Below are 25,832 nucleotides of genomic sequence, written 5' to 3'. Positions count from 1 at the left end.
TAGGATCGCCTAAGAGCTTATTTTCTAGGGCGATCCTTGAATATTTTAGGCTTTGCTACCGATCGCACCACTTCTGTCTTGTGCTTTCAGGCTTAGCTTTGATTCGATATATTCGTATGTTTCACGAAACTTAGGCAAAGATTTTAATTCAAGGCGTGAACCATCTTTGAGGGTCAATACCATATCGCCCCAACTGCCTAAGCCACGGGGAACGGTGACAATTTTGGCAATTTCTGCATACACAACATCTGTGCGAGTTTGACCTCTCCATCCACCTGTAACGGTAATGCGTCGGTTGGTGATGCGATAACGTACCCATAGCGCCCTTGCGATCGCAGCAATGCCAAAGGGAATTGTGATCACAAAAATACTCATCAGCAAGCTAATAATTAGATCGCCGATGTGAGGTGCGCCTTCGTAATAAACTTCCTCATTAACTGCCATGCAAAACCTTCGCCTTTGCTAATAAATTCTTGAGATCATCACAAAGCTGTTGATAACTTGGTTTGCTTTGAGAAGCAATAACTGTTACAACAATTTGTAATCTATTTTTCAATTGTGACAGAAGTTGTCGAAAAATTGCGCGAAGTTGGCGCTTAAATCGATTACGGCTTACCGCCAACTTGCTGACTTTTTTACTGACAACAATGCCAATCTTGGTGAATTCGGCATTACTATCAAAAAGAATTCTCAGATTTAAGTACGTGCCTCTGTAGCGATCGCCATTGGCATATACCTTTGCGAAATCCTCTCGCCGTCGCAGACGGTTTTGATTAGGAAGCACTAGAAAATTAACAAGTACAAGTTAAGTACGAATAGGTTTGCGAATTAAATCTGAATAATTATACGGTTGTCAAGCGAACTCTGCCTCTACTGCGGCGAGCTTTGATGACACGGCGACCTGTGGGGGATTCCATTCTGGCGCGAAATCCAGAGGTGCGTTTCTTTTTGCGGACACTACCGCGTAGAGTACGTTTTGTCATAACCGTTACTTACTTATTTAGTTTCAAAGGATGTCAATTTTTTCACAGGCTTTTAATTATAACACCTGTGTTTAGCCATTTGCTAACAATTACTAAGGTAACATTTGAGAGCTACTGCCATTACTTGGAGGTAATTGCACCACCAAAAAGAACTCCCATGATCGCCATCCTTGTTCCTATACCTAAACGATCGGGAAACCATTCAATTAAAGTGAGCACAGGGGAAATATCAACCTTACCGTAACATCAGATACATACTAATAAGTAACGTCTAAGTAACGTCAGTTCGGATTAAGCTGGCAAATTTTAAAAGCCCAAAAGTAAAAGCCTTGCGTAGCAAGGCTTTTACTTTTGGGCTTTGAGAGAGGGTTTGCGTATCAAACTCTCTCTCAAAGCCCATTTCAAATTATTCCGACCTCGCATTAAGTAAGGGTAGAAGACACTTTGTGCCACCTACCCTTGCGTAGCTGTTTATAAAGATTTAGTGAAGTTTATGAATTCAGGATTGGATTGTGTACTAAATACATCACTTATAACTTGGTCATTGATCAATATATTTGCATTCATTGTCATTGGACTTACTTGAGTCAGACTACCCATACTAAAAGAACTGTTAGAAGTATTCACATCAAGAGCATTATTGCTACTTTGATAAGAGGTATCGAAAGGTGAACTGTTGTTAAAGACACTGGAATTTTGAAAGTAATCTACCCTTTTCTCAGAAACAAGAAGATGCGCATTACCTTGTCCCCCCAGAAAGCTATTCATTTCAGATTGCAAAGAGTTAGCTGCATTGGTATAGAAATTGGAATGTTCTACGGGTTCAGCATCGTTTATGCCGCCTTGCCCTATCCAATTAAACTCTTGAGCGAAGTTTGGCTGAATTGCATAAAGTTCGGTTGGAGAATTCTCGGACTGTGATATAAGTCTGTCTGGTGCATTGGAAAGTAAAAAATCAGGGGTAGAGCTTTTGGTCATAATCTCTTTATTGCCTTTCCAATTTTTGAGAGAATCTAAATTAAAGATTGAACCATCAGCCTGTTTGAAGCTTTCGCCATTGAGAAGTTTGACCAATAATTCTTGAGGATAGCTGTGATTATCAATAGGGCTTTTTGAATTGGGTTGATAACGATCATACGGATTGATATGAATATCTAGGTCTGCCAATCTAGCATTACGAGGATCTGATGATTTTTCGATCTGAGTCCCAAAAATGCGGCTTGTGTGTAGGGAGACAACGCGATTTGCCGAAGAGTTTCTGAGTCCATCCCACATCAAATTGGTGCCATTCTCAACACCTGCGGGATCAAGGGCAAGAATTTCGCCTAACTTGGTTTTCGTCAAATTCTGATATTCTTTTCCAGCAATACCTGCGACATGAGCGCCCAAGCTATGTCCAATTAAAGTGATATTGCTAGGATCAAGCCCTTTGTCTTTAAGATACTGGGCAAGATACTTTCCTGCTTCGGCGGTCATGTCTGCGGCATTGGTATATTCCTTATTAACCAACTTCTTCATGAAATTGCCACCATTGAGCCAGTCAAGGGCAAGGATGTTTGCCGAGGGGTCTTTCTTTGCTAGCCCTGACTCAATATCTTTTACCCACTGTTCATTAGCACCACTCTGGAATCCATGAATTACGATGTAAGTCTTGGCATCTTTTTTTATCTCGCGATTTTCCCAAGAAGAAATTGAGTTAGTTTCCATGGGTTTCACAATATTAATTGTGTCCGCAATAATTTTGTAGGGAGTAATAACGGTCTGTGTGTATCTGTTTGCTGCATCTATTATTAGACGCGCTGCATCCTGAGGTTCGCGGATACTGATCACATCAAGTGGTAGTTTGATGATGCTAATAGCTGTGTCGACTTTTTGGGAAACTGCATCAGAAACCACCTTAAACACTTTGCTAAATATGCTCATGTCTTTATCTCCTTGAATTAATTAGTCTTTGATTGGCTTGAGGTTCGGGGTTGCCTTGCCTTTGCTTTTCGATGTAACTAATCTATAAAAGAGATATGTCGAGGGTTTGCTAGAGTTATGTCATTTTTGTGTCAAGGCATAAAAAACTTGAGATGAATTGATGTTAGTGAGTTTCTTGTAAAATATGGGGCGTTGCTAAACAAGTAATTAATGAAGATTTTAATCGTTGAGGATGACTCAGAGATTCGGCATCTCATTCAGCAGACCTTAGAAGAGGAAAACTTTACTTGTCAATCAGTTGATAACGGGATAGTGGCATTAGACTTAGTGCAGAAGACACAGCCTGATCTGATTGTGTTAGATCGAATGTTGCCGGGGTTTGATGGTTTAGAGATTTGTTCGCGTATCAGACAAAATAAATCTATTAAAGATCCCTACATTATTATGCTGACGGCTAAAGGTGAAGAGATCGATCGCATTATTGGATTATCTACGGGTGTAGATGACTATATGGTGAAGCCCTTTAGTCCGAGGGAACTGATAGCTAGGGTGCGCGCGGTCTTACGTCGTAGTTTGCGTCACTTAGAGCCAGTTCAAATTTATCGAACACAGCATTTTGCGATCGATTTAGATCGGCGAACTGTGACTCGTTTATATGGGGGAAATTCGGAACTTCTAGATTTAACGATAATTGAATTCAAGTTATTGTCAACTTTTTTGAGTTATCCGAATCGGGTTTGGAGTCGCGCCCAACTGATTGAGAAACTATGGGGTGATGATTTTTTTGGTGAAGATCGGGTCGTCGATAGTCATGTGGCAAGATTGCGAAAGAAGGTGGAGTTTGATAGTAGTAAACCAACTTTTATCAAGACTGTGAGTGGTGTGGGCTATAAGTTTGAGGATGATGATGGCTAAACCGAGTTTACGAACAAGGCTATTAGTTTCCCATTTATTAGTGGTTGTGCTAAGTATGGTGATTGTTGCTTTGAGTGGGGTTTCAATTAATCCATTGTTGTTCGATCGCAAAGTTCAGGAAATGCAAAATAAGGGTTTGCTAGATATTGATTCGCAGACCGAGCAGAAGCTAATTACGCAAGAGTTTCATCATTCTTGGGGAAAAAGTATGACGATTTCGATCGCTTTAGGGGCGATCGGAGCATTTGGTTTGAGTTATCTAGTGGCGCGGCGCATTCGTCATCCTTTACAAAAAATTACGACAGTGATGCAGGAGTTTCGGGAAGGAAATTTCAAAGTACGCATACCTAGTAATGATATTCCTGAACTCGATTATGTGAGTCAAAGCTTTAATCTGATGGCGCGGAGTTTGGAGGACTCAGAACAGAAGCGGAGTGAGTTGATTAGTGATATGACCCATGAGTTGCGAACGCCGCTAACTGTGACGAGAGGATATCTTGAGCGTTTGCTAGATGGAAAATCTGAACCTTCACCCGAACTATTTCAAAGTCTAATTCAAGAAAATCGGCGTTTGGAAAGATTGGTGAATAATCTGCAAGAGCTATCAAAGGCGCAGGCGGGAACTATTGCTGTAAAGCTAGAAGCGATCGCCCTTAAGCCAATTTTGTCAATGTTGGTGGAAAGGTTTGCCGAGCAGTTAGTTGAGGATATAGAACTGTTTTTAGAATATAACTCTAAGGCGGTTAGTGTAATTGGCGATCGCGATTGTTTAGAACAAGTTTTAGTTAATTTAATTGGAAATGCCATCCAATATACTGAAGTTGGCAAAATTATTGTGCGTACCTATGACCGCGATCATCGAGTTTGGATTGAAGTCCAAGACACAGGTATTGGTATTGCGTCCGAAGATTTGCCCCATGTATTTGCCCGTTTTTGGAGAGCCGATAAGGCGCGATCGCGACGTTCAGGAGGGACTGGTATTGGTTTAGCGATTACTAAATGCTTAGTAGAATTACAGGGCGGCGAGATTGAAGTAGCAAGTCAACTTAATGAAGGTAGTATCTTTCGTTTTTGCCTGCCTAGTTAATTAAATCTGAATTATTCAAAGTGATCGCTTTTAAAAATGTCGAGTGCCTTGAGCAATGCTCAGCTCCAATTTTTCTTGAGATCCTTATTCAACTATTTTCCCAGAAATCAATAGTTAACAATGAGTCGATATCTCGACTAAATTCCCATGTATCAGGAAAATTTACAGACTTATAACCTATATTTCTTCTAACTATGCGTAAAGCATCATCAAAAGCATCCTGAAATAACTCAGGACTACTAGCATAATTTTTTAAACTCGGTGACTGCTTGAGAATATCTCTAAGCGCATTGCGTGTTCTGTCAATGGTTTCTACCCACCCTGCATAGTCATACTCACTTTTGACATAGCAACGCTTCAGCAAATGCTCAATTAGCGTAGTCAATCTTTGCTTTATCTCTCGTCTATCCCTACCAGCCAAACCTTCTAACTCCTCCACTAAATTTTCAATATCAAGGCTTTGAAAATCACCAGCTTTTAACTGGGCGATCGCCTCTTCTAACCAAAGATGAAGATCGTGATCGTAGAGAGAGGTTTTAGAAGGTTTGGGTAAGGCTTGAGTCATAGCAGATACTCAACAGCGAACGAATTAACGAATGTATTCTTTTAAAACACTATTACGGTTGGGATGGCGCAACTTACGGAGAGCCTTAGCTTCGATTTGACGGATACGTTCGCGGGTAACGTTAAAGATTTGTCCAATTTCTTCGAGGGTCTTCATTCGTCCATCGTCTAAGCCGTAGCGCAGTCGCAGTACGTCCCGTTCTCTAGGGCTGAGAGTTCCTAAAACGCTTTCAAGATCTTCACGTAAAAGGCTCTTAGCAACTTGATCGTCAGGGGTTTCACCTTCGGACTCAATGAAGTCACCGAGACGAGAGTCTTCTTCCTTACCGATGGGGGTTTCGAGAGAGATCGGCAACTGGGCAGATTTGGCGATAAAGCGGAGCTTTTCGATTGTCATCTCCATCCGCGTGGCAATTTCTTCCTCGGTAGGCTTACGTCCCATTTCTTGAGAAAGTAACTTGGTAGTTTTCTTAATTCGCGAAATAGTTTCGTAAAGGTGGACAGGAAGACGAATTGTACGGGATTGATCGGCGATCGCACGGGTGATTGCCTGACGAATCCACCATGTCGCATAGGTTGAGAATTTATAACCCTTTTCATGGTCAAACTTCTCGGCGGCACGGATCAAACCTAAACTGCCCTCTTGGATCAAGTCTTGGAAGGACAAGCCACGATTCATATATTTTTTGGCGATCGATACGACTAGACGTAGGTTCGACTGCACCATTTTGTCTTTGGCACGGCGACCAGAGTGGAGACGCTTGCGAAATTCGCCAAGGGGCATACCCATCTTGACAGCCCAATCAGGCTCTCTGACATCATCGGGATGGCAATCGATTTCGGTAGCTATTTCTTCACGCTTTAGCTCTAGTTCCAGCAAATCGGCAATTTTACGCGCTAGCTCGATCTCTTCATCGGCTCTAAGCAAACGAATTCGACCGATTTCTTGCAAATAGAGACGGATAGAGTCTTCGGTAAAGTGCTTTTTCTTGGTTTGACTGGCTCTTTTCCCCTTAGCCCCCTTTAATTTGCCAGCTTTGTCGGGATCGTCATCAAGATCAGGGTCTTCGTCTGAGTCATCAATTAAGTCGTCCTTATCAAGATCGATATCATCATCTAAGTCTTCAAGGTCTTCTTCAATTTCTTCAAGATTTGCGCCAAGCTTGCCAATAGGCAACTTGATGTCAATAGGTAGGTCGATGGCTGCTTTGCTCATGCCAGATTCCTCAGATCCGTACTGTCTAAAACTTGTGTCTACGGGGATTTACACCTAGATGATTGTAGCTTGACAAACACAAAAATGGTGATTGTAGCTACTTAAGAATCATGCAAACAACTTCTAAAAGTTAGTTCATAAGGCTTCTGCGATTTTTATAAAGAGTCAGAATTTCTGTGGTGTGACAAAGCCACATTACAAAAAACGGTTCTTTATTTTACTGCACATCCCTAATACTTAAAAGTTGTCTGACTAGTGTTGTAATTCCTACTTATATATTTATAGTCTAGCGATGCTCTGTTTACTTTTGAAAGAATTTTAGTGATTATCAAATAAATTTATCGCAGTCCTCAATTATTTGTAGATTTTTTGTTTGTGGAAAAGTGTTCTTCTCCAAACCCTCTAGGATTACATCGCTTCGCGACATTCTCCAAAGTTTTACTTTTACACAAGTTGCTAAGTAGCTTGGCATAATTAACAACCAGAAGCAAAGCCTGTAGCGCAAGCGCAGCTTGCGCTACAGGCTTTGCTTTTTTATATTTAATTGCACTCAACTACTTAATATTGACTCGAAACACATAGATATCAGATAGCGATCGCTGATAGTACCAACCACCAATATTCATTACCTATTCCCTAGGGATCACTATATTTTGCAAAAACTCAGATACATTTATTAAGTATTATTAATTTTTGATTATGCTTAAGCTTAATAAAATATCCCTCGCTTCAATTGGCTTATTTGTTGGCGGAATCCTGTTTGTAGTTGGTTTTTGGGCTTACTCTAAGGGAAATTCAACCTTAAATCTGATTGGATTTTTCTATGGTTTTCCGATTCTCTTGGGAGGATTTGCTTTTAAATCATCGGAGGTAGCCCCCATACCCGTGATTGTGCCTGAATCTGAGGATGTTTTGGCTGTCCGTAAGTTGCAAGAAACATCAACCCAAAAGCAGTTACGCAAGGATGTTACTCGCTATCGCTATGGGATTAAGGCACATTTAGATGAAGTTTTAGAAAAATTGGGAATGCGACCTACCGATGAAGAACGTCCTCTCTTGATTGGTATTTATGAAGAGATTTCCCAAGCTGAAGAAACTAAGGGAGCCTACAGTTTAGTTTTGCGATTTCAATCTCCTCTAATGGGCTTTGAGGTTTGGCAAGAAAAACAAGATAAGTTAACGCGATTTTTTGGTCCTGGAATTGTGGCTACTGTTTCTGAACTCGCCAATAAAGAAGTTGATCTGCGGTTGATTTCCCAGAATGTAGCTGATTAGCTTTTCAATCAACAATTACCAATTAACAATGCAACAAAACTAATGGGTTTAGTATCTTTAGCAGCTTTAATTGCAGGTGCGAGATCGGGGCAGTTAGTTAGCTTTCCGACTGATACTGTACCTGCTTTGGCGGTACGCCCCGATCGCAGTACCGATATTTTTACTCTCAAGCAGCGATCGCCTGATAAGCCATTGATCTTGATGGCATCGAGTTGGCAGGAGTTTTTACCATTTATTGATATTGGACATCCCGCTTTAGAAATTTGGGAACAAACTGCTGAGAAATATTTTGCGGGAGCCGTAACTTTGGTTTTGCCTGCTAGCGATCGCGGCGCAAAGTTAAATCAAGGCTTTACAACTTTAGGTATCAGAATTCCTGATAGTAAAATTGCGATCGCAATTTTGCAGCAAACAGGAGCCATGCTGACTACTAGTGCCAATAAAAGTAATCAGCCCCCCTTACGCGAAATGCTAGAAATAGCTACTAATTTCCCAAATGTATGGACTTTAGGTGATGGGATCGATATTGCTGAGCCAATAGGAAGTGGTTTGCCATCGACAGTCGTGGAATGGACACAAGGGGGGTGGTTAGTTCGTCGGCAAGGGGCAATTAAGTTTTAAAAACAAATGCAAAAAGGGGGGACGCTTAGCGTCCCCCTTTTTTAAGCTTGCCAATCTCGTGAGAAATTCTCTAACTGAGCAGTGGTCAATTCCTTTTCTAGCCATTGCAAGGCAGTAACTTGACTCGGAAATTGCTGGCTGTTGTAGTCTTGGAAAACATCTAACAAAGAAATGGCGATCGCACTTTGCTCGGAAGCCGTTGACCAACGTTGGAAAAATTGTTGCAAGGTTTGATCAGGTATAGCAGCTTGGAGATTTTCTAGGGCAGTTACTTGACTAGCACTACGCTTATAAACCTTGACGGCATCCGTTAGATTGAGCAGTGGGAGTGTATTTGTGGGCTGGGTGCTGGGTTGAGGAGATGGGGTAAATGGTGTACCTACTGTGCCTACAGCAACGTTCAGATTTGACCAGTCTTGGCGAAACTGATCAAGGGTTTGGGGTAGTAGTTGACTTTGTAACCACTGTAAAGCGAGATTTTGATTAAGCATTTGGCTACTGTTATAACCACTAAGAGCTTCCTGCAAAGATGCCACAGTATTTGCTTGACCAGAGGCAACTTGCCAACGTTGCAAAAATTGCTGCAATATTTCACCTGAAATATTCGCTTGCAAATTATTAATAGCCACGGTTTGATTCGGTAATTTGCCACGGCTATAGCTATTAGCAGCATCAACTAAACTAATAGCGCTTGCTGCTGGAATCGCAGGTGAAGGGCTGGTATCTGGAGAAGCTGTCGGCGTAGGGACAAAGACTGAGGATGGAGGAGTAGGAGTAGGATTAGGTGATGGAGATGGGGTTGCAGGTGTAGGTGAGGGTGTTATATCTGGTGGACGAACAATCACTACCTCAGTTGGTGGAGTTGTAGATGGCGAAGGTGTAACATCAGCGATCGCAGGTGCTTGTAATTTTTGCCATGTTTGTGCGCCCACTTTGCCATCAACAGTTAAACCATTGGCACGTTGAAAAGCCGCGATCGCATCCCTTGTGCCTACGCCAAAATCACCATCAATGCGACCTTGGTAATAGCCCTTTGCCTTGAGAAGTTGTTGGGCTTGAGCTACAGCTTGACCTTGCGACCCTGGTAATAAAGTTGGTAATAATTGGGCAGAAGGCGGAGCAGGTTGAGGAGTACTTGGTAATGGGCTAGATGCTCGCAATTTTGCCCAGCTAGCATTACCCACAATGCCATCAGCCGTTAGACCATTAGCTTTTTGAAATTTTAAAACCGCGTTGGCAGTACCAGCCCCAAAATCACCATCGATTTTGCCAGTATAAAATCCTTTAACCTGAAGAATTTGCTGTAACTCAGCTACAGCATTACCCTTACTACCTTGTCTTAATATTGCGTCCATAATTAGCCCAATTTTCTCAAATTAATAGTTCGCGATTGGCTCAAAGTCTAGCAAACTCAGAAGTAGGTATTGTCGAAAGCTAACCATCTTCTTCCTTTAACTTCACTCGATAAAGCCATTTGCGCGGCGCTTCGCGCCGCGCAAATGGCTTTATCGAACGCCCGTTCCTTTAACTTCTGCATTTAAAAATAAATCACACGGGCATCTATTCCCTGCGATCGCAAGAAATGTTTCAATGCCTCGGCTGCATCACGATTGGTATAGCCACCAGCATAAATGTAATCACCACGACCTGATTTCGCAATAAATGCGTTAGGAATCAAACTTTGTACCTGTGCTAAAACCCCTGCTCCTCCTGCTCCCATTGGTACTGCGGTAACGTAGCGATATTGAGCCAAGTTATTCGTGTTGGAAAGATTGGTAGGGAGATAGCTTGGCAATGTTACATAAGGCGAAGTATTAGGATTTTGGCTAACTTGGTAATTGGCAGAAGAAGTTTGCTGGGCAGCAACACCACGCCGTTGCAGTTCTCTGGTCACAAAATCTGCGGTCGAAGGATCAAATGCTCCTGCCACAATCGAAGTCTGTCCATTTACTAAAGCCACTACAGGATTAGTGACCACTTGCCTTGCAATATTGAGAGTTACAGGATTATTGCCTGCGACATAAACGAGAACGTTGCCTGCTTGGGCATTAGTGCTAGCGATCGCCACATTCCATAGTCCTAGACTAGCAATCACCAAGCCGATAGCTTTCTTTGTCCAGTCGGGCATCTTCATAAATCTTAACCCTTTAAACCTTGATAGTTCTTAAACCTAAATTAATTCTATAGCAATGCCTAGATAATTTTTTTGAGCAGCCTTACGAGTTGCCTTACTTAGTGCAATGACTTGTTAATACCTTTATAAATCCCAGCCTTTAGCTAACAAATTGAAAGATATTGACTCATGCCAATGCTCTAGCAATATCCCAAACTCTTGGGTATGTATTCCTTTGCGCCATAGCATCAAAGCATCTTCACCTGTCATTTCGTAATATTTAGGTCTTCTACCGATTTCTTGAAATCCAAAGCTTTGATATAAGGCGATCGCTATGTGATTGGACTCGCGGACTTCGAGGGTTGCCCATTCCAAATGGCGATCGCGAGCCTTTTTAAGTAAGCCCCAAACTAGAGACTTTCCGAAACCTTGACCTTGATATTCGGGACGTACCGCTAAAACCGTAATATGCGCTTCTTCCATAACAGCCCAAAGGCAACCAAAACCAAGTAATTCATGATTTTCCGTTGTTAAGCCGAGTACGCAACTACTAGGGTTATCGATTTCACGTTGATAAGCTTCTAAACTCCAAAAATCACCTAGGCACGCACAATCAATAGCCCTTAACTGCGCTAAAAATTTTTGATCAATCTCACTTAGATAGATTCGGGTCGATAGGCTCATGTGTTGTAATTATCTAAACATTCATAGGATTTGCGGCATAAAGTGCCGTAACTAGCCTGATACCAACGGATTATCGATCAATGTCAGAACTCATGCCAATTGTATATCTCAGCGTGGTTAGCTTTTTTGCTTGGATTGTTAGCACTTTGGCAGGTGGGGGTAGTCCCTTCATCCTAATTCCTCTAGTTAACCTGCTCATGGGAGCTGCCGCCGTTCCACCTGTAATCACGATCGGTATGTTTTTTGGTAACGCCCACCGAGTTTTACTGTTTTGGCGAGATATTGACTGGGTTTTGACAGCTTGGTATGCACCGGGGGCGATCGCAGGGGCAATTTTGGGAGCCTATACCTTTACCCAAATCCATCTCGATTGGTTGCAAATCGTGATTGCAATATTCCTAATTGTGAGTGCTGTTTTATTTGAACTAGAAAAAAGTCCCGAAAAAACCGTTGCTGAGGATCAGGCAAAACAGATCAAACTGGTCGATGATTCCAAGGAGTTAGAAGAGATAGAAGAACTGATCGAAATCAATCAGCTAGGTGAATTAAGTGAATTAAGCGCTCTTGAAAAATCAGATTTAATTCCTCAAGAAGTAAAACCCAAATTTAAACTTCAGGCTTGGCACATTATGCCTGCGGGTTTCCTCAAGGCTTATGTATCAGGTTTAGTCGGCACTACTGGCCCCGTCTTAAATCCTTTTTATCTAGGCTATGGATTGGTCAAGGAGAAAATGCTAGCCACTAAAGCAACTCATATGACAATTATCCATGTCGTGAAAATCATCACCTACGGTGCGTTAGCCGCCATGTCAAAGGAACAAATTGTCGCAGGATTAGCGATCGGCTTAGCCGCAATACCTGCGAACCTCATTGGCAAATATCTCCTTAATCGCATGAGTCCTCAACAGTTCCGCCAAGTTGTTCTTGCTTTTATGGGACTTGGTGGCTCATGGATGCTATGGCAACAAAGAAGTCTGTTTTTAAATATCCTGTAGTTAGGAATAAGTCTTAAGGCGATCGCCTATTCACCAAAAATCAAGATAAGGCGATCGCCTATCCATCAAAGTATTTAGAACAACTTTAGGCGGACTGTTGAGTTTTACTGTTTTCAATATATTGGCGTAACACACTATTAATCAGAGTTTTATACTGATCTCCTTGATTCTGAAACCATTGTTTTACATCAGGATCTAGTTGAACTAAGTTTTGAGCTTGATCTACGGGAATGCGTAAAGTTGCACGTTCAAAAAATTCATCTGTTAGTGGTGGAATATCTGAATAGTCAATATCCTCATCTGACATTGCCTTCAATGCTTCCCAGTTAGTACGAGAGGTACTGTTCAAATCTTCTCTGTTCATGACGGTTGGCTCTTCTTGCAGAAATGATTCGGATGATGTTGTTTTTACGTTCTGTCCAGACTACTACCGCTATTCCAAGACCGAGAAAACCGATCCCAAACCAGCGATCTTCACCATAATCAAAGCGGTTATCTAGCTCAATCAGCATTTCACCATCAAACATTGAGGGAATATCTACAAAGTCAATCTCATGTTTACGAATGTTTTCAAGATTTTTTGTTTCGTCCCACTCAAACTGCATGAATGTTATAGCTAATCAAACTAATTGTTTTCATTATCACCTATTCACCAAAAATCAAAATAAGGCGATCTTAATAATTCAAGATTTGGGTTTAATTTCAAACTCTGACTTGGAACGATAAAAGCAAACATCAAATTCAAGAAAAAAGTTGGTTTGACCAAGAATTAATGGAGCATTTGGGCTATTTGTCCAAGCAAACACTAATTTGACTGGTTCAAATTCTCCAATTTGAGCGATTAAAGAAAACGGTATTGCTTGCTGATTACCAAGATTACCTGTTAATCGAACTATAGCCTTGCGCTCATCCCATACACTTCCTAATTGCAAACCAATCTCATAGGGCAAGACGTTAATCGTAGCGCCACTATCAACTAAGCCAACTGTATCAAATACGCGATCGCCTTGTTGTAGTGTTAGTGGAATTCTTGGGGGGCTATCAAACTCGTTTTGACTTGGGCTAGTGGTGGAATACTGAAAGCGCATAGATTATTGATGAGTTGTGTCTGACTGTTTGAGTGTTTCCATTAAAATTGCACCAGCACCAAACATATCGTAAGGAGTCGGCAGGTCATAGGTTTTAAATGCTTCTATTGGTGCAATATCTTCAGCAATATCTAAGTCTTCTACTAGAACACGAATTAGTTTGAGCTTTTCGATCGCACTGAGTCGCCGTGCTGCTGGAATTACTTCAGCTAATGTCATGTTGGTGTCTCCATAATCTGAAATCTTGTGTTTCTAGCTTAACTTGATCAAATGCGATCGCCCCACCATTGACATTACAAAACAGCGATCATCTATTCACCAAAAACAATCGAACAGTAACTTAACTCTTTGAATTGTTGGAATTTCGTGTATGGTTATCAAATATAAAAATATTCCTTGCTATACAAGATAATTTTGAGGATTTGTAGTTATATTGTCATGTTTCAATTTTTACTCTCAATTTAAGGGGGAATACATGGCAACTCAAGGATATGGATTTTTTGTTACTGAGCCAAATGCTTATAAATCATTAGAATGTAACATCTGCGGTGCTGAATGCCTAGTTGAGCGCAACTTGCCAGCAAAATCAGGCTTTGTAGCGGCTATGGCGAGACTAGACAAACCTCGTGATGAGTTTTCTTGCCCAAATCTGGAGAAAGAATGGCATCAACAGGCAGTACAACTCGTAATCGAGATAGAGAAAACGCCAAGCAAGAGTCTTGCACAACTAATGCAGCAAGACTTAGAAGATTTACTTCACGAAAATAATATTCATTAATTATTGGAGATTACTACTATGTTCAGATACTTTAAAGACTTAGAAAAATTAGCAGATGCGCTTCATGTTGAGCATTTTGCAACGATGGGCGAAGAATTACAATATGTTGATTCACAAGATCCTACTGTAGAAGTACTTGCTCGGATGAAGGCGAATGATTTTAATATTGTTCCTGTGAAAAAAGATGGCGAAAAATCTTTCTTTATTGATAGAGAAAAAGATCTCAAAGCTCATGCTGAAGGGGAAACTATTGCAAGTCGTATGAAACCAATAGACCCAAGTAAATTTGTTGGGAAAGATGCGTCTATTAAAGATGCACTAAAAGAACTAGGTGAAAGAGGATGGTTTTTTGTCGGTACAGGTAATGACTTACAGGGGATTGTTACTCTAGAGGATTTTGGTAGACCCGCAGTTTCTTTCTATTTGTTAGCAAAGTTATTGATGATAGAATCTGGACTTCGCAGATTGTTGGGTACATATACAAATATTCCTACTACTGACTCCCCATCCAAAGACGGAGTTGATGGAGATCCTAAGTATTTTAAAGATGTAATTAAAAAAATTAAAGAGTATTCCGATAAACCAAAAGAAATTAGTATATCAAATCTTCGGGATGACTTAAAAAAATATGATGTGACATTAGAACATCTAGGATCTATGGCTGCTCTTCGAGATGAGCTTGCTCATGGACGAAATATACTTTCGTTTGCTAAAGATATAAAAGATCTTATTAAACGCAACGAGAAAATCAACAATGTGTTAGCAGCTATTTCCAAATTAGATGACTACAGAGAGCAATTATGGAAAGCTTATGAAGGTACGCATATAGTTACGTTGAAAGAGGAGTTTTGGGTTGGTTCCAATATAGTGGATTTGCCTCTAGATCTATTATCATCCCCAGCCATTTATATAATAAGTGCTGCGAATCCATCAGGAGAAGTGCTTTCAGAAGACAAAAACAAAATCAGAACTAACGCACTGCTTGATATTCTCAATAGCCGTTGTTCAAAGAATAATGATGGTAAGTGGGAATACGAAGAAGTTGTTGGTCAATCTCCCGATGGAAACTGGAAACAGAATAGCTTTGCTGTTGGAGGTATTGGTATAAATGAAGCTCGTGAGTTAGCAGAAATGTTTGGACAAAGGGCAGTTTTTGAGCTTGATCAAGACTATATTCGTGTTATTCCGACTAATCCTAAAGATCAATATGAAGTTAAAGATTTACCTCGTAAACGTTGAATAGATCAAGTTCTGTCAAACTTTTGATTATCGCCAAATTGCCAAGTCTCACCATTTATTAAAATTTTGTAAGGCTTTTGTTCCAAAGTCCTGAGACGAATAGCAATTTCTTCTGATGACAACTCTGAGCTACCGATCTCTTTAGTTACATCACCGACATTGAAGAGATCATTACTTGCGATAGCCTCTAACAGTGATGAATATACCGTTGTATTTTCGTCACTGCTCAGACAAACGATATATTTATCGCCCCAACGATATACTTGCTCAAGATCAGCACCTGCCCCAAGTGATTCACTATCCCAATACACACTGTACACAGGCTCCTCTTCTAAGAGCGCTTCTAAGTCTTCTTCACTGGGAAATTGGCTATATTTAGTCATTGTAGTAATTGCGGACATTGTGGATTATCTCAATTATTCTAAGACTTCCCAGAGATTGCCACACATATCAACTTATCAACTGTTGACAAGTATTTTATCTATGGAATAACTGATCGCTGTGTCAATCTGTGCAGCTATCTGTTGATAATCAATCTCTGGAATACATACCCTTTCTTTAGCGTGTTCAATCGTCATACTGCAAAGTTGAGCATCTTCATCTAAATCCAATAATGTATTCTCGTCTAAATCTCGTGTCTCCATAGGTGTTTTTTGAGAAAAGACGATATTAAAGGGTGTCGGTATCTGCAAAATATCTGATTTTCATATTTCTATTTCCTTCAAATTGCTATCAAAAAAGGCATAATGTTTATACTAATGTTTAAACATTTCTCTTGTGGAATATTACTATGGCTGAAGTAATACTTGATATCAAAACATGGGGCAATAACTTAGGTGTTCGGCTACCCGCAGCGATCGCTCGTGCTGCCCATCTCCACGTCAACCAAAGAGTGAAACTATCTGTTATCGATAATCAAGTCGTTATTACACCTTTAGATGAGCCATTAACTCTTGAAGAGCGGCTAGCTAAATTTGATCCAGCCCGACATGGTGGCGAAGTGATGGCAACATCGCAAAGACTTGGCGCAGAGCAATGGTAAAAAAACTATGGATACCCGATCGCCAAGACATTATTTGGATCGATTGCAATCCACAGGTTGGACAGGAAATGAAAGACGTTCATCCTTTCCTAGTACTATCACCACGCATTTTTAATGACAAAACAGCGATCGTAATTGGCTTACCAATGACAACAGCCGCATACAATGCCGACAATCCTTTTGCAATCTCCGTAGGAAAAGTTTCAGGACGTAAAGCCAGTAAAACTAGTTATGTTCTTTGTCATCAGCCCAAATCTTTTGATTGGCGATTACGTGGCGCAAAACCCCATCCTTTAGGAAAGTTGAATATTGAATTGTTTACTCAAGTATGCGATCGCCTTAATCAAATAATCCAGTTGTAAGATTTACTCAAAGTATTGCTAAAAACATTTTGCTACATCAAAGAGTCTCTTTAATCGGTTGCACAGGCAACAAAAAGCTAAAAATATTGAGTTAAAACGCCCTATAAAAAACCAACATAATCCCTAAGAGAGATCTTAACAATTTAGGTAAAAAGGAGTGAAAGCCGTACACACAGAATGCTGCTAATGCTGTGCTAGTATTAACTTTAACCAGAACGCAGCAAAGTATGGGGAAACGCCATGTTTGAACGCTTTACAGAAAAAGCAATTAAAGTCATCATGCTGGCTCAAGAGGAAGCTCGCCGCCTCGGTCATAACTTTGTCGGCACAGAGCAAATCCTATTGGGTCTAATCGGAGAAGGAACTGGCGTTGCCGCCAAAGTACTTAAGTCCATGGGTGTAAACCTCAAAGATGCCCGCATCGAGGTTGAGAAAATCATCGGACGCGGCTCTGGTTTTGTCGCAGTTGAAATACCTTTCACGCCTCGCGCCAAAAGAGTCCTAGAGTTGTCGTTAGAAGAAGCTCGCCAGTTGGGACATAACTATATCGGGACTGAGCATCTATTGCTAGGACTAATTCGCGAAGGCGAAGGCGTTGCCGCTAGAGTTTTAGAAAATCTCGGCGTGGATCTCTCCAAGGTTCGCACACAAGTAATCAGAATGCTCGGTGAGACTGCTGAAGTATCCGCAGGTGGCGGTTCATCGGGACGCACCAAAACACCTACCCTTGATGAATTTGGCTCGAATCTGACTCAGCTAGCCCAAGATGGCAAACTCGATCCTGTTGTGGGTCGTGAAAAAGAAATTGAACGAGTAATCCAAATTCTCGGTCGCCGTACCAAAAACAACCCTGTTTTGATCGGTGAACCGGGGGTAGGTAAAACCGCGATCGCTGAAGGTTTAGCGCAGCGCATCTCTAACAGTGACATCCCCGACATTTTGCAAGAAAAGCGGGTTGTCACCCTCGATATCGGCTTGCTCGTAGCGGGTACAAAATACCGTGGTGAATTTGAGGAACGCCTCAAGAAAATCATGGAAGAAATCCGCACGGCTGGAAATGTGATCTTGGTAATTGATGAAGTCCATACCTTAATCGGTGCTGGTGCTGCCGAAGGCGCGATCGATGCCGCGAATATCTTGAAGCCTGCCCTCGCTCGTGGCGAACTGCAATGCATCGGCGCAACTACCCTTGACGAATACCGTAAGCACATCGAGCGTGATGCTGCCCTAGAGCGTCGCTTCCAACCCGTCATGGTCGGTGAGCCTAGCGTTGAAGAAACCATCGAAATCTTGATCGGTTTACGTCAGCGTTACGAAGAACACCACAAACTCAAGATTGACGACGAAGCCCTTGTTGCCGCCGCAAGATTGTCCGATCGCTACATCAGTGATCGCTTCTTACCCGACAAAGCGATCGACCTGATCGACGAAGCTGGTTCTCGTGTGCGCTTGATTAACTCGCAGTTGCCTCCTGCCGCCAAAGAACTCGACAAAGAATTGCGCCAAACCCTCAAAGATAAGGATGATGCCGTTCGCAAGCAAGACTTTGACAAGGCTGCGGAATTGCGTGATAAGGAAATCGACCTCAAGCAACAAATTCGTGCCCTTAGCCAAACCAAAAAAGCCGAAGCGCCTACCGAGGATGCTCCTGAAATTCGCGTTACCGAAGAGGACATCGCCTACATCGTCAGTTCTTGGACTGGCGTACCTGTTCTCAAGATCACCGAATCCGAGTCCGTCAAGCTCATGCAGATGGAAGAAACCCTGCATAGCCGCGTAATCGGTCAGGATGAAGCGGTTAAGGCAATTTCCCGTGCGATCCGTCGCGCCCGTGTTGGTCTGAAGAGTCCTAACCGTCCGATCGCAAGCTTTATCTTCTCTGGACCTACAGGCGTTGGTAAGACTGAGCTAACCAAGGCACTTGCATCCTACTTCTTCGGTTCCGAAGAAGCGATGATTCGCCTCGATATGTCCGAATACATGGAGCGTCACACCGTATCCAAGCTGATCGGTTCACCTCCTGGATATGTCGGCTACAACGAAGGTGGTCAGCTTACCGAAGCAGTCCGTCGTCGTCCCTACACCGTTGTGCTATTCGACGAAATCGAAAAAGCTCACCCCGATGTCTTCAACTTGCTTTTACAAGTCCTTGAAGATGGTCGCTTGACTGACTCGAAGGGTCGCACCGTTGACTTCAAGAACACCCTCCTGATCATGACCTCCAACGTTGGTTCTAAGGTCATTGAAAAGGGTGGTGGTGGACTCGGCTTTGACTTCGCTGCTAGCCAAGAGGATGCACTCTATACCCGCATTCGCTCCCTAGTTAACGAAGAACTGAAGCAGTACTTCCGTCCAGAGTTCCTCAACCGTCTTGATGAAATCATCGTCTTCCGTCAATTGACTAAGCCCGAAGTCAAGGAGATCGCCGATCTCATGCTCAACGAGTTCTTCAAGCGGATGCTCGATAAGAACATTGTTCTGACCGTGACCGAGCGCTTTAAGGATCTGTTAGTCCAGGAAGGCTATAACCCTAGCTACGGTGCACGTCCATTACGTCGAGCGATCATGCGCTTACTTGAAGATTCTCTTGCTGAAGAGATCTTGACGGGCAAAGTCCGTGAAGGCGCATCGGTACAGGTAGATGTCGATGACGATGGCAAGGTCAAAGTCATTGAACAAGAAGCTTTAAGTGGTTCTGATAACAACCTTCAGTTACTGCCTTCAGCCTAGAATAAACAAGGGGCTTAAGCCCCTTGTTTCGTTATATTTAGATTTTTCAGCTTGACCAAAGCTTCATGAATGTAAACGAGCGTAATATAGCCGTGAGAACTAATCCTCTGTCGCCTAGCAAACTCCAGTCAGGTGCAGGGGATTTGTCATCTGCGGAGATGCCTGAAGTGATTGTTGTTCCTGACAATCAGGAACCTGTTGGCAACATTCCTGCACCTTTAACTCTTGCGGATGTTGAGGGTGGGGAGCTTAAGCCGATTCCGATCAAACCATCTAAGCAACCGCAATCTGAACCGAGTAGCGATCCTGAGGTTTTTCAAGTCAGATTTAAGACCTTAGATGGCAAGCTAAATCTACTATTGCCGACAGAAAACAAGACAAGTATCACGCTTGATAAAGTAGCTACTAATGCGGAGCAAGCAGTTGTAAATACTGGTAATGATGGCAATTTTAATGCCTCGGCAACGCCATTATTGAGTCTAACTTGGCAAGAGCTACTCGCCCAGCTAGAACAAAGAATGGCGGCAAGTGGGCATGACTGGAAGCCCCGTACACAGGTATATTTGCAAGCAGGCGATCGCTTATTAGATACGCGCCAACTCCAAGAATTATCCGAGTCATTACAAAATCATCAATTGCTGTTACATTGTGTGGTGACAAATCGCCGCCAGACAGCAATTAACGCTGCGAGTATGGGCTTCTGTGTAGAGCAGGGAACCATCTTTCGTGAAATATTAGGTTTCAATCCGATTCCTGATGCGCCTCTGGATGATCCCCTATATATTAAGGCGACCGTAAGATCTGGTACAGAAATTCGGCATTCTGGCAGTATTATTATCTTCGGTGATGTAAATGCTGGTGCAGAGCTAATCTCTGAGGGTGACATTATTGTATGGGGCAAGCTGAAGGGCATGGCTCATGCAGGTGTCAAAGGCAATGCCCAAGCGGTGGTTATGGCTTTGCACCTCGATGCTACCCAAATTAGAATTGCCAGTTTGATCGCCCGTGTTGAGAGTCCGAGTACTTATTTTTGTCCAGAAGTTGCCTTTGTAAGTACGCAAGGTGTACCTGCGATCCAAATTGTCCAAGCTGTTGATTATTCTAAGAAATAAGTATTTAGTCGCGCAAAGCGATATTAATCGTCAAATAGTAACCTATAGTAACCCGTAAACATGAGTCGCATTATCGTTGTTACCTCTGGTAAAGGTGGTGTCGGCAAGACCACATCTTCCGCAAATCTCGGCATGGCGATCGCTAAGCTCGGACGCAAAGTGGTTTTGGTGGATGCTGATTTTGGCTTGCGAAATCTCGATCTGTTATTGGGATTAGAAAATCGCATCGTGTATACAGCCCTAGAGGTGATTGCGCGAGAATGTAAACTCGACCAAGCCCTAGTCAAAGATAAACGCCAACCGAATCTATCTTTATTGGCAGCACCGCAAACTCGTAATAAAACGGCGATTACTGCCGCGCATATGAAGGCTTTGGTGGAAGTTTTAAGCCGATATTTTGATTATGTCTTGATCGATTGCCCCGCAGGGATTGAGTCAGGGTTTCAAAATGCGATCGCTGGTGCAAAAGAAGCAATTATTGTCACAACTCCTGAAATCTCAGCGGTACGTGATGCTGATCGCGTCGTTGGGCTTTTAGAAGCCAATCGAATTACGGATATTAAGTTAATTTTGAACCGTATTCGCCCAGCTATGGTAAAAAATAACGACATGATGAGTGTCGAAGACGTGTTGGATATTCTGTCAGTTAAATTAATTGGCGTAATACCCGATGACGAACAGGTGATCGTTTCCACCAATAAAGGGGAACCATTGGTGTTGTCAGATAAGCCTTCACTCGCAGGCACTGCCTATATGAATGTGGCAAAACGACTTGAAGGTAGAGAGGTTGAGTTTTTACAACTCGAAGCTCCACCCAAAGGAATCTTTGCCCGTCTGTCAAGCTGGATTAGTGGGAACTCCTGAGGTTTGAGATGATTTCAACACTGCTCGATCGCCTTTTTCAACGCCAAAATGTTACTAGCGGAACGCAAGTCAAACAGCGTTTGAAGTTTATCCTCGCCCATGATCGGGCTGCGATCGAGCCACAGGTGTTTGATAATATGCGCCATGAAATTATGCGCGTCGTCTCTAAATATGTCGAGCTTGATGAGGGTTCTTTAGATATTCGCCTAGAGTCCGATAAGCGAATGACCGCGTTAATTGCCAATTTGCCCATTAGGATGGTGCGCGAAGAACTACCTGATCTCGTAGCACTTTTTGATGAACCTAGCCAAGAAACAAATTCTGAACAATCTGACCCATTAGCATTAGAGATGGATCAATTTGCCGACGAGGCACTTGATGCGATCGCGGCAAAAGAAAATACCAAATTAGCTCCAGAAAATTCGAGTTTAGAAAACACTACAGAACTTGCTGAACGAACTACTGAAGTAGCTAACAAATTAAGGAACGCGGCAAATAAATCACAAAAACAAAATTTAGAAATAGATGCTCCTACTGCTGATATACCTAAGGAGCAAGTTACAAGTACTGCTAGTGATTTAGTAGAAAGTTCTATTAGTAATGAGCCTGAACAATTAGAAGAACAAGCAAGCGATCAATTAGAGCTATCTTTCAATTTGACAGACTCTGAGGAATCTTCAGAAACCTCTAATCAAGTCTCAGAGTGAAGGAAATTTTGAGTTAAATAAAACCTTAGTTATTGCACGCGCACTTTTTAGATTTAGGGTGCTTTATAACTTTGGACTACTTAGGGACATGCAGGAAAATAAGGAAACGATTTTTTGTGGCGCGGCGAAGCTGCACCACAAAAAATCGTTTCCTTATTAAATCTTATAATCCTTATCAGAGACTGTTTCTATAGTTTTTCGATTTGTTTTAGGGTCAGATCTGTAACTTAAGGAATTCAAACGAAGTACGATCGCTTATATTGTCAGTGCGATGATCGTATAACATAGCTTAAGCCATCAAAACCTTATAAAAAGCGGAATATAAATCGATTTTGCAGCAGTTTCCTTTTGATTTTAATGATTTGCCTACACCAACTTATCTCGTGGGGGGATGGGTGCGCGATCGCCTATTGAATCGTCAAGGTAAATATCTTGATCTAGATTTTGTATTACCTGAAAATGCTGTGGAAACGGCTCAAGAGGTTGCTCGTAAATATAAAGCAGGCTTTGTCGTTCTAGATGCTGAACGCAAAATTGCGAGGGTTGTTTTTAAGAATGGTACGGCGGATTTTGCTCAGCAGATGGGCATTAGTTTAGAGGAAGATCTGGGGCGGCGTGATTTCTGTATGAATGCGATCGCAATGGAATGTCATCAATTAATTGAAGATCAATCTATTGGTGATGGATTGGCAGGAGAAGATTTTATAGATCCTTTTGATGGGATTGGGGATTTAAAAGCAAAGAGAATTAGGATGGTTGCTCCTGAGAACTTGGCGGAAGATCCTTTACGGATTTTGCGCGGATATCGTCAATCAGCACAATTGGGCTTTGAGATCGAAGATTTAACGCGAAAGGTTTTGATGAAACTCGCGTCGAGATTAAAGTCTGTGGCAGCAGAACGAGTACGCACAGAATTAGGTTATCTATTGTCAATTAACAATGGTAGCCGATGGATGATGGAAGCAATCAGCGATGGCATTTTAGAGGATTGGCTACCAAGTCAGCATTTGAATTTGCCCAGATTTGCAGAGATAGAGAGAGTAATCTCCAGTTTGCTATCTCAGTTTCCTAATTTAGAATTATTTTTTAGCAAACATTTGTCAGGCGATCGCTATGCTATTGTGATCGTCAAATTGGCGGCTTTAACCAATAGTGCAACTGCTCTGGAATCTTTGGGATTAAGTCGAGCTGAGCAACGCTGGTTAGTAGGTATTTTGAGATATTTGCCTCAGTTTATTAACTTGCTAGATCAAGCTACCCCTAAGGAGCAATACAAATTTTTTCAATCAACTCTAGAGTTTTTTCCAGCGATCGCTACTTTAGCTCTCGCCAGTGGTTATGAGTTAGAGCGGATTAGCCCTTGGTTAGAGCGTTGGCTCAATCCGAATGATGCGATCGCCTATCCGATTACCTTAATTACAGGTGATGATCTGCGTAAGGATTTAGGAATACCACCTAGTCCACAGATTGGGGAGTTTCTCGAAAGTGTGAAAATTGCTCAGGTAGAGGGCAAGATTAGTTCTAGAGCAGAGGCGATCACTTTTGTTCAATCAATTATTAAGTACTGATGTTATGTGGAAGGAATAGTTAGCTTTTGGAGAAGAGAGAAACTAGCTCTAATCCCATTGAAGTAGAGTTTAGCTTTGAGAACAAAATAAGAGAGTGTAAAGTGAAGTGTGTAAAGTCTGGGATATATACAGAGAGATGATCTAGACACACAATTACCAACACTAAAACTGATGAATATACGCAAAGAATTGCTCGACGAATTGCTGCAAGAATGTAAAACACCACCTGACCTATTCGGAGAAGGAGGCATTCTGAAACAACTGACGACCGCATTAGTGGAGCGAGCATTGGAAGCAGAACTATCAACCCATCTGGGATACGGTAAGCACGAACCTAGACCAGAAGGACAAACCAACAGTCGCAACGGTTATAGCCAGAAAAAAGTGCAAGGTGACTTTGGCGTAGCCGAAATCGCAGTCCCCCGAGATCGGCAAGGGGAGTTTGAACCGCAGATGGTGAAGAAAGGACAAAGTCGCTTGTCAGGACTAGATGAAAAGATCATTGCTCTCTACGCACGAGGTATGAGTGTCAGGGATATTCAAGCCCAGTTGCAAGAAATGTATGGTGTTGAAGTATCACCAACACTTATTTCCAATGTTACAGATGCAGTAATTGACGAGGTGAAGCAATGGCAAAACCGTCCCCTTGAAGCAGTCTATCCAATCGTCTTTCTGGACTGTCTAGTCATCAAAGTCCGAGACAATGGCAGAGTGATTAACAAATCCTTGTACTTTGCCTTGGGCGTGAATATGGACGGGTACAAGGAATTACTGGGTATGTGGATTTCTCCGAATGAAGGTGCGAAATTCTGGTTGTCAGTACTCACCGAAATTCACAACCGTGGGGTCAAAGATATTTTGATTGCCTGTGTCGATGGCTTGACTGGTTTCCCTAATGCGATTGAGACGGTATTTCCTAAAACTCAGGTGCAGTTATGCATTGTCCACATGGTCAGAAACTCGGTCGCTTTTGTACCTTGGCAACAACGCAAGCAAGTTTGTGCTGACCTCAAGGCTATTTATAGCGCGGCGACGGAATCGGAGGCTGAGTTTAATCTCGAACTCTTTGCTGAAAAGTGGGACAAGCAATATCCATCAATCTCCAAGTCTTGGCGCAGTCATTGGGCAAACATTATCCCCTTCTTTGCTTTCCCGACCGAGATTCGCAGGGCGATTTATACCACCAATGCGATTGAGTCGATGAACAGTAGTTTGCGGAAGGTGATTAAATCCCAACAGATTTTTCCCTCTGATGATGCTGCTTTCAAGCTCGTTTATTTAGCAATGCGGAATATCTCGAAGAAGTGGACGATGCCGATTCGTGATTGGAAACCTGCTCTTAATCGCTTTGCCATCCTCTTCGAGGATCGTCTCCACGTCTAGCTTCTAGACTTTACACATTTTACTTGACAGTCTCCAAAATAATTGAGTTTAGTTTTCATCCGAAGATGTTCTAACTTAACAAAAGCCAAAAAGTAAGCAAAGATGTGATTCTTCTGAACTATACACCCGATCTCCTACAGCCTATTGAGGGAAAGAGTAGTACAAGATAAGCTAGGATAGCAAAACCCAAAAGAGAGTAAAAAATGGCACCTTACTCACTAGATCTCAGAGAAAAGATCGTAGCAAACTACGAAGCAGGAAATACATCGATTCGGGAAGTAGCGAAGCAATTTCAAGTCGCGACGAAAACAGTGCAAAAACTACTGAATCAATACCGAGAGACAGGAGAACTAAACCACAAACCATTAGGTAGTCCAATCAAAAGTCCCCTCGAAGCGCATCAGGAGAAAATCCTCGAAATTGTCTCAGAGCATCCAGATTGGACACTATGGCAGTACTGTGAAGAAGTAGCAGAACAAACAGGAGTATCAGTGACCACAGGCAGCATGTGCCGATTTTTCCAGAGGCATAACATCACTCTAAAAAAAAGACCTATCGCCATGAAAAGGTAAAAAGTGAGGCA

30 protein-coding genes and 1 pseudogene are annotated in these 25,832 nt (G+C 42.2%); 16 read left to right on the top strand and 15 right to left on the bottom strand.

Annotation, left to right across the window (positions count from 1 at the left end; all coding sequences use genetic code 11):
- Positions 1-45 precede the first annotated feature (45 nt).
- The 4 genes from NMG48_RS01050 to NMG48_RS01035 form a co-directional block, all read right to left on the bottom strand.
- Positions 46-444: a PH domain-containing protein gene (locus NMG48_RS01050; protein WP_126386002.1), complete on the bottom strand. Its 399-nt coding sequence runs from the start codon at positions 442-444 to the stop codon at positions 46-48.
- Positions 434-784: a ribonuclease P protein component gene (gene rnpA, locus NMG48_RS01045; RefSeq protein ID WP_271253621.1), complete on the bottom strand. Its 351-nt coding sequence runs from the start codon at positions 782-784 to the stop codon at positions 434-436. Before rnpA ends, NMG48_RS01050 begins: the two co-directional genes overlap by 11 nt.
- Before the next feature lie 58 nt (positions 785-842).
- Entirely contained in the window at positions 843-983 is a 141-nt protein-coding gene (gene rpmH, locus NMG48_RS01040; protein ID WP_009626678.1) for a 50S ribosomal protein L34, read from the bottom strand.
- Between the two features lie 471 nt (positions 984-1,454).
- Positions 1,455-2,906: a hypothetical protein gene (locus NMG48_RS01035; RefSeq protein ID WP_271253620.1), complete on the bottom strand. Its 1,452-nt coding sequence runs from the start codon at positions 2,904-2,906 to the stop codon at positions 1,455-1,457.
- A 210-nt stretch (positions 2,907-3,116) separates the two neighbouring features.
- On the opposite strand from NMG48_RS01035, the gene NMG48_RS01030 reads away from it, so the two are divergent.
- Both NMG48_RS01030 and NMG48_RS01025 read left to right on the top strand, forming a co-directional pair.
- Positions 3,117-3,821, top strand: coding sequence for a response regulator transcription factor (locus NMG48_RS01030; protein ID WP_271253619.1), 705 nt, complete (start codon positions 3,117-3,119; stop codon positions 3,819-3,821).
- Positions 3,808-4,908, top strand: coding sequence for a sensor histidine kinase (locus NMG48_RS01025; protein ID WP_271253618.1), 1,101 nt, complete (start codon positions 3,808-3,810; stop codon positions 4,906-4,908). The genes NMG48_RS01030 and NMG48_RS01025 overlap by 14 nt, the downstream gene beginning before the upstream one ends.
- A gap of 88 nt (positions 4,909-4,996) precedes the next feature.
- On the opposite strand, the gene NMG48_RS01020 is transcribed toward NMG48_RS01025, so the two are convergent.
- Both NMG48_RS01020 and rpoD read right to left on the bottom strand, forming a co-directional pair.
- The gene (locus NMG48_RS01020) at positions 4,997-5,473 is read right to left on the bottom strand and encodes a DUF29 domain-containing protein (RefSeq protein WP_271253617.1); all 477 of its coding nucleotides are present in this window, start codon (positions 5,471-5,473) and stop codon (positions 4,997-4,999) included.
- Positions 5,474-5,497: 24 nt separating this feature from the next.
- The gene (gene rpoD, locus NMG48_RS01015; protein WP_412973768.1) at positions 5,498-6,661 is read right to left on the bottom strand and encodes an RNA polymerase sigma factor RpoD; all 1,164 of its coding nucleotides are present in this window, start codon (positions 6,659-6,661) and stop codon (positions 5,498-5,500) included.
- Between the two features lie 726 nt (positions 6,662-7,387).
- Between rpoD and NMG48_RS01010 the strand changes: the two genes are divergently transcribed.
- Positions 7,388-7,963: a DUF2854 domain-containing protein gene (locus NMG48_RS01010; RefSeq protein WP_271253616.1), complete on the top strand. Its 576-nt coding sequence runs from the start codon at positions 7,388-7,390 to the stop codon at positions 7,961-7,963.
- 42 nt (positions 7,964-8,005) lie between these two features.
- A complete protein-coding gene (locus tag NMG48_RS01005) occupies positions 8,006-8,584 on the top strand; it encodes an L-threonylcarbamoyladenylate synthase (protein ID WP_271253615.1) in 579 nt (192 codons plus the stop codon).
- 41 nt (positions 8,585-8,625) lie between these two features.
- Here the strand turns inward: NMG48_RS01005 and NMG48_RS01000 are convergent, their stop codons facing one another.
- The 3 genes from NMG48_RS01000 to rimI all read right to left on the bottom strand — a co-directional run bounded on the left by NMG48_RS01000 (position 8,626) and on the right by rimI (position 11,381).
- On the bottom strand, positions 8,626-9,939 hold the full coding sequence (locus tag NMG48_RS01000) for a peptidoglycan-binding domain-containing protein (RefSeq protein WP_271253614.1): 1,314 nt from the start codon (positions 9,937-9,939) through the stop codon (positions 8,626-8,628).
- A 182-nt stretch (positions 9,940-10,121) separates the two neighbouring features.
- Positions 10,122-10,718, bottom strand: a complete 597-nt coding sequence (locus tag NMG48_RS00995; protein ID WP_271253613.1) for a hypothetical protein — start codon at positions 10,716-10,718, stop codon at positions 10,122-10,124.
- A gap of 123 nt (positions 10,719-10,841) precedes the next feature.
- Positions 10,842-11,381 carry a ribosomal protein S18-alanine N-acetyltransferase gene (gene rimI, locus NMG48_RS00990; RefSeq protein WP_271253612.1) on the bottom strand — a complete coding sequence of 180 codons (540 nt, stop codon included), beginning with the start codon at positions 11,379-11,381 and terminating at the stop codon, positions 10,842-10,844.
- Between the two features lie 80 nt (positions 11,382-11,461).
- On the opposite strand from rimI, the gene NMG48_RS00985 reads away from it, so the two are divergent.
- Entirely contained in the window at positions 11,462-12,376 is a 915-nt protein-coding gene (locus NMG48_RS00985; RefSeq protein WP_271253611.1) for a sulfite exporter TauE/SafE family protein, read from the top strand.
- A gap of 85 nt (positions 12,377-12,461) precedes the next feature.
- Here the strand turns inward: NMG48_RS00985 and NMG48_RS00980 are convergent, their stop codons facing one another.
- The 4 genes from NMG48_RS00980 to NMG48_RS00965 form a co-directional block, all read right to left on the bottom strand.
- A complete protein-coding gene (locus NMG48_RS00980) occupies positions 12,462-12,740 on the bottom strand; it encodes a BrnA antitoxin family protein (protein ID WP_271253610.1) in 279 nt (92 codons plus the stop codon).
- Positions 12,703-12,981 carry a BrnT family toxin gene (locus NMG48_RS00975; protein WP_271253609.1) on the bottom strand — a complete coding sequence of 93 codons (279 nt, stop codon included), beginning with the start codon at positions 12,979-12,981 and terminating at the stop codon, positions 12,703-12,705. The genes NMG48_RS00980 and NMG48_RS00975 overlap by 38 nt, the downstream gene beginning before the upstream one ends.
- 78 nt (positions 12,982-13,059) lie before the next feature.
- A complete protein-coding gene (locus NMG48_RS00970; protein WP_271253608.1) occupies positions 13,060-13,464 on the bottom strand; it encodes a hypothetical protein in 405 nt (134 codons plus the stop codon).
- 3 nt (positions 13,465-13,467) lie between these two features.
- Positions 13,468-13,683, bottom strand: a complete 216-nt coding sequence (locus NMG48_RS00965; RefSeq protein ID WP_271253607.1) for a hypothetical protein — start codon at positions 13,681-13,683, stop codon at positions 13,468-13,470.
- Between the two features lie 256 nt (positions 13,684-13,939).
- Here NMG48_RS00965 and NMG48_RS00960 point away from each other — a divergent pair, with 256 nt between their 5' ends.
- Positions 13,940-14,242 (top strand): hypothetical protein, encoded by a 303-nt coding sequence (locus NMG48_RS00960; RefSeq protein WP_271253606.1) that lies wholly within the window; start codon positions 13,940-13,942, stop codon positions 14,240-14,242.
- Positions 14,243-14,260: 18 nt separating this feature from the next.
- Entirely contained in the window at positions 14,261-15,481 is a 1,221-nt protein-coding gene (locus NMG48_RS00955) for a DUF3293 domain-containing protein (protein WP_271253605.1), read from the top strand.
- A gap of 5 nt (positions 15,482-15,486) precedes the next feature.
- Here the strand turns inward: NMG48_RS00955 and NMG48_RS00950 are convergent, their stop codons facing one another.
- Both NMG48_RS00950 and NMG48_RS00945 read right to left on the bottom strand, forming a co-directional pair.
- A complete protein-coding gene (locus NMG48_RS00950) occupies positions 15,487-15,882 on the bottom strand; it encodes a hypothetical protein (RefSeq protein WP_271253604.1) in 396 nt (131 codons plus the stop codon).
- 57 nt (positions 15,883-15,939) lie between these two features.
- A complete protein-coding gene (locus tag NMG48_RS00945) occupies positions 15,940-16,125 on the bottom strand; it encodes a DUF2283 domain-containing protein (protein ID WP_271253603.1) in 186 nt (61 codons plus the stop codon).
- A 146-nt stretch (positions 16,126-16,271) separates the two neighbouring features.
- On the opposite strand from NMG48_RS00945, the gene NMG48_RS00940 reads away from it, so the two are divergent.
- From NMG48_RS00940 to NMG48_RS00900, 9 genes and pseudogenes are all read left to right on the top strand, one after another.
- Complete coding sequence (locus NMG48_RS00940; RefSeq protein WP_271253602.1) at positions 16,272-16,523, top strand: AbrB/MazE/SpoVT family DNA-binding domain-containing protein; 252 nt, start codon at positions 16,272-16,274, stop codon at positions 16,521-16,523.
- Positions 16,517-16,885 carry a type II toxin-antitoxin system PemK/MazF family toxin gene (locus NMG48_RS00935; protein WP_271253601.1) on the top strand — a complete coding sequence of 123 codons (369 nt, stop codon included), beginning with the start codon at positions 16,517-16,519 and terminating at the stop codon, positions 16,883-16,885. The genes NMG48_RS00940 and NMG48_RS00935 overlap by 7 nt, the downstream gene beginning before the upstream one ends.
- Positions 16,886-17,125: 240 nt before the next feature.
- Positions 17,126-19,615, top strand: coding sequence for an ATP-dependent Clp protease ATP-binding subunit (locus NMG48_RS00930; protein WP_126386025.1), 2,490 nt, complete (start codon positions 17,126-17,128; stop codon positions 19,613-19,615).
- Between the two features lie 65 nt (positions 19,616-19,680).
- The gene (gene minC, locus NMG48_RS00925) at positions 19,681-20,727 is read left to right on the top strand and encodes a septum site-determining protein MinC (RefSeq protein ID WP_271253600.1); all 1,047 of its coding nucleotides are present in this window, start codon (positions 19,681-19,683) and stop codon (positions 20,725-20,727) included.
- A 60-nt stretch (positions 20,728-20,787) separates the two neighbouring features.
- On the top strand, positions 20,788-21,591 hold the full coding sequence (gene minD / locus NMG48_RS00920; protein ID WP_271253599.1) for a septum site-determining protein MinD: 804 nt from the start codon (positions 20,788-20,790) through the stop codon (positions 21,589-21,591).
- Between the two features lie 8 nt (positions 21,592-21,599).
- A pseudogene (minE, locus tag NMG48_RS21600) lies at positions 21,600-21,902 on the top strand (cell division topological specificity factor MinE); the annotation flags it as partial.
- 728 nt (positions 21,903-22,630) lie between these two features.
- Positions 22,631-23,866, top strand: coding sequence for a CCA tRNA nucleotidyltransferase (locus NMG48_RS00910; protein WP_271253597.1), 1,236 nt, complete (start codon positions 22,631-22,633; stop codon positions 23,864-23,866).
- A gap of 171 nt (positions 23,867-24,037) precedes the next feature.
- Positions 24,038-25,249 (top strand): IS256 family transposase, encoded by a 1,212-nt coding sequence (locus NMG48_RS00905; RefSeq protein WP_271251743.1) that lies wholly within the window; start codon positions 24,038-24,040, stop codon positions 25,247-25,249.
- Between the two features lie 203 nt (positions 25,250-25,452).
- A complete protein-coding gene (locus NMG48_RS00900; RefSeq protein ID WP_271251623.1) occupies positions 25,453-25,821 on the top strand; it encodes a helix-turn-helix domain-containing protein in 369 nt (122 codons plus the stop codon).
- Positions 25,822-25,832 lie beyond the last annotated feature (11 nt).

This window comes from Pseudanabaena sp. Chao 1811 (assembly GCF_027942295.1).
In the GTDB taxonomy this organism is placed as follows: Bacteria; Cyanobacteriota; Cyanobacteriia; order Pseudanabaenales; family Pseudanabaenaceae; genus Pseudanabaena.
The sequence above is the reverse complement of the archived record's forward strand: the minus strand, read 5'-3'. Positions and strand labels throughout refer to the sequence as shown.

Coding starts and splice junctions, on each gene's coding strand:
- NMG48_RS00905 (WP_271251743.1), top strand. CDS start 24,038: ATGAATATACGCAAAGAATTGCTCGACGAATTGCTGCAAGAATGTAAA.
- rpmH (WP_009626678.1), bottom strand. CDS start 983: ATGACAAAACGTACTCTACGCGGTAGTGTCCGCAAAAAGAAACGCACC.
- NMG48_RS00950 (WP_271253604.1), bottom strand. CDS start 15,882: ATGTCCGCAATTACTACAATGACTAAATATAGCCAATTTCCCAGTGAA.
- NMG48_RS01010 (WP_271253616.1), top strand. CDS start 7,388: ATGCTTAAGCTTAATAAAATATCCCTCGCTTCAATTGGCTTATTTGTT.
- NMG48_RS00965 (WP_271253607.1), bottom strand. CDS start 13,683: ATGACATTAGCTGAAGTAATTCCAGCAGCACGGCGACTCAGTGCGATC.
- NMG48_RS01050 (WP_126386002.1), bottom strand. CDS start 444: ATGGCAGTTAATGAGGAAGTTTATTACGAAGGCGCACCTCACATCGGC.
- NMG48_RS00930 (WP_126386025.1), top strand. CDS start 17,126: ATGTTTGAACGCTTTACAGAAAAAGCAATTAAAGTCATCATGCTGGCT.
- NMG48_RS01025 (WP_271253618.1), top strand. CDS start 3,808: ATGATGATGGCTAAACCGAGTTTACGAACAAGGCTATTAGTTTCCCAT.
- NMG48_RS01005 (WP_271253615.1), top strand. CDS start 8,006: ATGGGTTTAGTATCTTTAGCAGCTTTAATTGCAGGTGCGAGATCGGGG.
- NMG48_RS01035 (WP_271253620.1), bottom strand. CDS start 2,906: ATGAGCATATTTAGCAAAGTGTTTAAGGTGGTTTCTGATGCAGTTTCC.
- NMG48_RS00960 (WP_271253606.1), top strand. CDS start 13,940: ATGGCAACTCAAGGATATGGATTTTTTGTTACTGAGCCAAATGCTTAT.
- NMG48_RS00955 (WP_271253605.1), top strand. CDS start 14,261: ATGTTCAGATACTTTAAAGACTTAGAAAAATTAGCAGATGCGCTTCAT.
- NMG48_RS00935 (WP_271253601.1), top strand. CDS start 16,517: ATGGTAAAAAAACTATGGATACCCGATCGCCAAGACATTATTTGGATC.
- NMG48_RS00985 (WP_271253611.1), top strand. CDS start 11,462: ATGTCAGAACTCATGCCAATTGTATATCTCAGCGTGGTTAGCTTTTTT.
- NMG48_RS01030 (WP_271253619.1), top strand. CDS start 3,117: ATGAAGATTTTAATCGTTGAGGATGACTCAGAGATTCGGCATCTCATT.
- NMG48_RS00975 (WP_271253609.1), bottom strand. CDS start 12,981: ATGCAGTTTGAGTGGGACGAAACAAAAAATCTTGAAAACATTCGTAAA.
- NMG48_RS01000 (WP_271253614.1), bottom strand. CDS start 9,939: ATGGACGCAATATTAAGACAAGGTAGTAAGGGTAATGCTGTAGCTGAG.
- rimI (WP_271253612.1), bottom strand. CDS start 11,381: ATGAGCCTATCGACCCGAATCTATCTAAGTGAGATTGATCAAAAATTT.
- NMG48_RS01020 (WP_271253617.1), bottom strand. CDS start 5,473: ATGACTCAAGCCTTACCCAAACCTTCTAAAACCTCTCTCTACGATCAC.
- NMG48_RS00945 (WP_271253603.1), bottom strand. CDS start 16,125: ATGGAGACACGAGATTTAGACGAGAATACATTATTGGATTTAGATGAA.
- NMG48_RS00940 (WP_271253602.1), top strand. CDS start 16,272: ATGGCTGAAGTAATACTTGATATCAAAACATGGGGCAATAACTTAGGT.
- minD (WP_271253599.1), top strand. CDS start 20,788: ATGAGTCGCATTATCGTTGTTACCTCTGGTAAAGGTGGTGTCGGCAAG.
- NMG48_RS00980 (WP_271253610.1), bottom strand. CDS start 12,740: ATGAACAGAGAAGATTTGAACAGTACCTCTCGTACTAACTGGGAAGCA.
- NMG48_RS00970 (WP_271253608.1), bottom strand. CDS start 13,464: ATGCGCTTTCAGTATTCCACCACTAGCCCAAGTCAAAACGAGTTTGAT.
- NMG48_RS00995 (WP_271253613.1), bottom strand. CDS start 10,718: ATGAAGATGCCCGACTGGACAAAGAAAGCTATCGGCTTGGTGATTGCT.
- minC (WP_271253600.1), top strand. CDS start 19,681: ATGAATGTAAACGAGCGTAATATAGCCGTGAGAACTAATCCTCTGTCG.
- NMG48_RS00900 (WP_271251623.1), top strand. CDS start 25,453: ATGGCACCTTACTCACTAGATCTCAGAGAAAAGATCGTAGCAAACTAC.